4 protein-coding genes and 1 pseudogene are annotated in these 4977 nt (G+C 69.2%); 2 read left to right on the top strand and 3 right to left on the bottom strand.

What is annotated here, in order from left to right; translation table 11 throughout:
* Positions 1-329 precede the first annotated feature (329 nt).
* From ACIBEF_RS31925 to ACIBEF_RS31915, 3 genes and pseudogenes are all read right to left on the bottom strand, one after another.
* The gene (locus ACIBEF_RS31925; RefSeq protein ID WP_396797141.1) at positions 330-518 is read right to left on the bottom strand and encodes a DUF397 domain-containing protein; all 189 of its coding nucleotides are present in this window, start codon (positions 516-518) and stop codon (positions 330-332) included.
* Positions 509-595 (bottom strand): annotated as a pseudogene (locus ACIBEF_RS31920) (XRE family transcriptional regulator); the annotation flags it as partial. The gene ACIBEF_RS31925 and the pseudogene ACIBEF_RS31920, both read right to left, overlap by 10 nt.
* Before the next feature lie 81 nt (positions 596-676).
* The gene (locus tag ACIBEF_RS31915; protein ID WP_396797139.1) at positions 677-3529 is read right to left on the bottom strand and encodes an aconitate hydratase; all 2853 of its coding nucleotides are present in this window, start codon (positions 3527-3529) and stop codon (positions 677-679) included.
* A gap of 159 nt (positions 3530-3688) precedes the next feature.
* Between ACIBEF_RS31915 and ACIBEF_RS31910 the strand changes: the two genes are divergently transcribed.
* A complete protein-coding gene (locus ACIBEF_RS31910; RefSeq protein ID WP_396797138.1) occupies positions 3689-4048 on the top strand; it encodes a glyoxalase in 360 nt (119 codons plus the stop codon).
* A gap of 115 nt (positions 4049-4163) precedes the next feature.
* Complete coding sequence (locus tag ACIBEF_RS31905) at positions 4164-4865, top strand: DedA family protein (protein ID WP_396797137.1); 702 nt, start codon at positions 4164-4166, stop codon at positions 4863-4865.
* Positions 4866-4977 lie beyond the last annotated feature (112 nt).

Genomic DNA, 4977 nt, shown 5'->3' with positions numbered 1-4977 from the left:
ATCTGGCACAACCGGACCACCGGCCAGCCCGTGACGAGATCCCTGATCGCCTACGACCACTGAACCAACTTCGGACTTACTCGTCTAGGAGCGGTACGTCGGTCATCTGGACCGGCACCGCCTCGCCGATCATGGAGTTGTGGTGGGCGACAAAGCCCCCGTGAACCGCCAAACCAGGCACCATAACTCCATGATCGACGGACACGGTCTGTCCCCGCTCCGCGATCTTGCACTTTCTGTCCCGACACAAGGGACAGAACCGCTCATGTCGACGACCGAAACTGCAAGATCGGCGCGATCTATCGCTCGACACACGACCGCGGGGAGGGTCAGCAGCGCTTGGCCCTTGACACGAACCTGGTCCACGCCGCCCTGTCGAAGGCGAGCGTCGGACCGGCCGGGTCTTTCGAGTCGCGTACGCCGATGACGCCCGCGAGGTTGTCGGCCACCTCGACGCAGTCGCCGCCGTTGTTGCCACTCTTGCTGCTCTTGCGCCACCGAGCGCCGGTCAGGTCCATGATGCTGCCGCTTCCCTGATGAGATTGAGGGACTGCGCCCGCGACAGGGCGCCGTCGCGGATGCGTTCCCACCGTCGGCCCGACAAGGGGGAGCGACCCGGAAACGACGCAGGCTCCCTCCCGCCGAGGGCGGGAAGGAGCCTGGTGACGTCGGTACGTCAGTTGGCGATCATGCGGCGCAGCACGTACTGCAGGATGCCGCCGTGCCGGTAGTAGTCCGCCTCACCGGGGGTGTCGATCCGCACCACGGCGTCGAACTCCACGCCGGTGTCGGTGCTGACCTGCACGGTGCGCGGGGTGTCACCGTCGTTCAGGGCGGTCACCCCGGTGATGGTGAACGTCTCGGTGCCGGTCAGGCCGAGCGACTCGGCGGTGACGTCGACCGGGAACTGGAGCGGCAGTACGCCCATCCCGATCAGGTTGGAGCGGTGGATCCGCTCGTACGACTCGGCGATGACCGCCCGGACGCCCAGCAGCATCGTGCCCTTGGCCGCCCAGTCCCGCGACGAGCCCGAGCCGTACTCCTTGCCGGCCAGGATGACCAGCGGGATGCCGGCCTCCTGGTAGGCCATCGAGGCGTCGTAGATCGAGGTCTGCTCGCCGGTGAGGTGGTTGACGGTGAAGCCGCCCTCCACCCCGGGCACCAGCTGGTTGCGCAGCCGGATGTTGGCGAAGGTGCCCCGGATCATCACCTCGTGGTTGCCCCGGCGGGAGCCGTACGAGTTGAACTCGTGGCGGGGCACACCGTGCTCGGCCAGGTACGTGCCGGCCGGGGAGTCCGCCTTGATCGCGCCGGCCGGCGAGATGTGGTCGGTGGTCACCGAGTCACCCAGCTTGGCCAGCACCCGGGCGGCGGAGATGTCGACGACCGGGCTCGGCTCCTGCTGCATGCCCTCGAAGTACGGGGGCTTCCGCACGTAGGTGGAGTCGTTCGCCCAGGCGAAGGTGTCGCCGGTCGGGGTCGGCAGCGACTGCCACCGCTCGTCGCCGGCGAAGACGTCGGCGTACGCGGCGCTGAAACCGGTGGCGCCGATCGCCTGGGCGATGACGTCCTGGATCTCGGCGCTGTTCGGCCAGATCTCGCGCAGGTAGACCGGGTTGCCCTCGGAGTCCTCACCGATCGGCTCGTTGGCCAGGTCGATGTCCATGGTGCCGGCCAGGGCGTAGGCGACCACCAGCGGCGGCGACGCCAGGTAGTTCATCTTGACGTCCGGGTTGATCCGGCCCTCGAAGTTCCGGTTGCCCGAGAGCACCGAGACGACCGACAGGTCGTGCTCGTTGACCGCGGCGGACACCTCCTCGGGCAGTGGGCCCGAGTTGCCGATGCACGTGGTGCAGCCGTAGCCGACCAGGTTGAAGCCGAGCTTGTCCAGGTACGGGGTGAGGCCGGCGCGCTCGTAGTAGTCCATGACGACCTTCGACCCGGGCGCCAGGGTGGTCTTCACCCACGGCTTGCGGGACAGGCCCTTCTCCACCGCGTTGCGGGCCAGCAGTGCGGCACCGATCATCACCTGCGGGTTGGACGTGTTGGTGCAGGAGGTGATCGCGGCGATCACCACTGCGCCGTGGTCCAGCTCGTACTCGACGCCGTCGGTGCCGGTGACCCGGATCGGGTTGCTGGCCCGGCCGCCCGCGCCAACCGCCGCGGTCTCCAGGTCACGCGGCTCGTCGGCCGGGTCGCTGAACTCGTTGGCCGGCGGGTCGCTGGCCGGGAAGGACTCGGCGCTGGCCTCGTCGGCTGGGCCGTTGGCGCCGCGCGGCAGCTCCTCGCGGGGGACACCCGGCTTGAGGTCGCGCTCACCAACGGAGTCGTCGGCAACGTAGTCGGTCAACGCGGAGCGGAACAGCGTCTTGGCGCTGCCCAGCGGCACCCGGTCCTGCGGGCGCTTCGGGCCGGCGAGCGACGGCTCGATGGTGCCGAGATCCAGCTCCAGGCGCTCGGAGTACTCCGGCTCGGCGTCCGGGTCGTGCCAGAGACCCTGCTCCTTGGCGTACGCCTCGACGAGCGCGACCTGCGCGGCGTCCCGGCCGGTCAGCTCCAGGTAGCGGATCGTCTCCGCGTCGATCGGGAAGATCGCCACGGTGGAGCCGTACTCCGGGGACATGTTGCCGATGGTGGCCCGGTTGGCCAGCGGCACCGCGCTCACGCCGGGGCCGTAGAACTCGACGAACTTGCCGACCACACCGTGCTTACGCAGCATCTCGGTGATGGTCAGCACCAGGTCGGTGGCGGTGGTGCCGGCCGGCATCTCACCGGAGAGCTTGAAACCCACCACCCGGGGGATCAGCATGCTGACCGGCTGGCCGAGCATCGCGGCCTCGGCCTCGATGCCGCCGACGCCCCAGCCCAGCACACCCAGGCCGTTGACCATCGTGGTGTGCGAGTCGGTGCCGACCACCGTGTCCGGGTACGCCTGGCCGCCCCGCTCCATGATCGTGCGGGCCAGGTACTCGATGTTGACCTGGTGCACGATGCCGGTGCCCGGCGGGACGACCTTGAACTCGTTGAACGCGGTCTGACCCCAGCGCAGGAACTGGTAGCGCTCCCTGTTGCGCTCGTACTCCAGCTCGACGTTGCGGGCGAACGCGTCCTCGCGGCCGAACAGGTCGGCGATGACCGAGTGGTCGATGACCAGCTCGGCCGGGGCGAGGGGGTTGACCTTGCTGGCATCGCCGCCCAGGTCGCGCACCGCCTCGCGCATGGTGGCCAGGTCGACCACGCAGGGCACGCCGGTGAAGTCCTGCATCAGGACCCGCGCCGGGGTGAACTGGATCTCCACGCTCGGGGCGGCGGAGGAGTCCCACCCGCCGAGCTGGCGGATGTGGTCGGCGGTGATGTTCGCGCCGTCCTCGGTCCGCAGCAGGTTCTCCAGCAGGATCTTCAGGCTGTACGGCAACCGCGCGTGGCCGTCCACCTTGTCGATCTTGAAAATCTCGTAGCTCGCGTCTCCGACGCGTAGCTGGGTCTTCGCACCGAAGGTGTCGAGGCTCGCCACGTCGTACTCCTTCACACCAGCGACCGTGAGTAGTCCTGAGCAGTCTGTCGCACCGGCCGGGGTGCCGCCGAGGTTAGGTGACACTTACCGCCCGAATCCGCTTCCAACAAAACCGTACGTCCGTCTTGCTAGATGCGCAAGCGAGTGCCAGGGTTCGAGACGGGAGGTACCGCAATGATCCACCACGTACTGCTGGCCTGTCCGCGCGGCACCGAGGAGGTATCGCGCGCCTTCTACGCTGGCCTGCTCGGCCTGGTCGAGAAACCCAAACCCCCGGCCCTCGCCGCCCGCGGCGGTTGCTGGTTCACCGGGTACGACGCCGAACTGCACCTGGGCGTCGAAGACGACTTCCGCCCCGCCCGCAAGGCACACCCTGCTCTGCTCCGCCCCGACCTCGACATGCTTGCCGGCCGGCTGCTCGACGCCGGGTACGACGTCGTCTGGGGCGACGACGAACTGCCCGGGATGCGCCGCTTCCATACTCACGACCCGCACGGCAACCGGCTGGAGTTCGTCGCCCCGCTCGTCGGCTGATGCCAGCCCTCGACTCCCGCGGTTGAGGCTGAATGGCGGCTGGGTGGTGTCCGCGAGCACGGCGGTTCACCAGGTCCCGGGGTAGGGTCGGAGCCCGGATCGGAAGGGGTGCCGAGTGGTCGACGTCCAGCACTGGCTCTCGGCCCTGCCTCCGGGCGTGGTCTACCTCATCGTCGCCGGAGTGATCGGCGTCGAGAGCATGGGCGTCCCGTTGCCCGGAGAGATCGTGCTCGTCAGCTCCGCCCTGCTGGCCGCCACCGGAGTGGTCGAGCCGGAGTGGGTGGCCAGCGCCGCGGCGTTCGGTGCCATCGTCGGCGACTCCGTCGGGTACGCCGTCGGCCGACGCGGCGGTCGTCCGCTCCTTGCCCGACTGGGCAGACGATTCCCCAAACACCTGGGCCCGGCGCAACTCGCCCGTGCCGAACAGAGCTTCGCGCGGCACGGCGTCTGGGCGGTCTTCTTCGGTCGGTTCGTGGCACTGTTGCGGATCCTCGCCGGACCGCTCGCCGGTGCGCTGCACGTGCCGTACCGCCGCTTCCTCGTGGCGAACGCGGCCGGTGGGTTGGTCTGGGCCTTCGGCACGACGTACCTGCTCTACTCGGTCGGCAAGGCTGCCGAACACTGGCTGAAGGACATCTCCTGGGCCGGGTTGGTCCTCGCGGTGCTCGCCGGGCTCGGCAGCACCTGGTGGCTGCGCCGCCGCGCCCACCGCGTCACGTCGACCGACAGCCCGTCCGGCGTGGAGGTGGCCTCCGACGGTCAGTCGGCTGCGGTGGCCTCTGACGTCGATCCGGTCCGCGCGGGCAACGAGCACTGATCTTTGACTGGTCATGCCGAAGGGCCGGGCCCCTTGTGGGGTCCGGCCCTTCGGTGTGTGCTCGGGTGGGTCAGCTGGTGGCGTAGCCGCGGGTGGCGATCCAGTCGGCGAG

This window comes from Micromonospora sp. NPDC050795 (genome assembly GCF_044456785.1).
GTDB lineage: Bacteria > Actinomycetota > Actinomycetes > Mycobacteriales > Micromonosporaceae > Micromonospora.
This window is presented reverse-complemented; position numbering and strand designations above follow the sequence as displayed.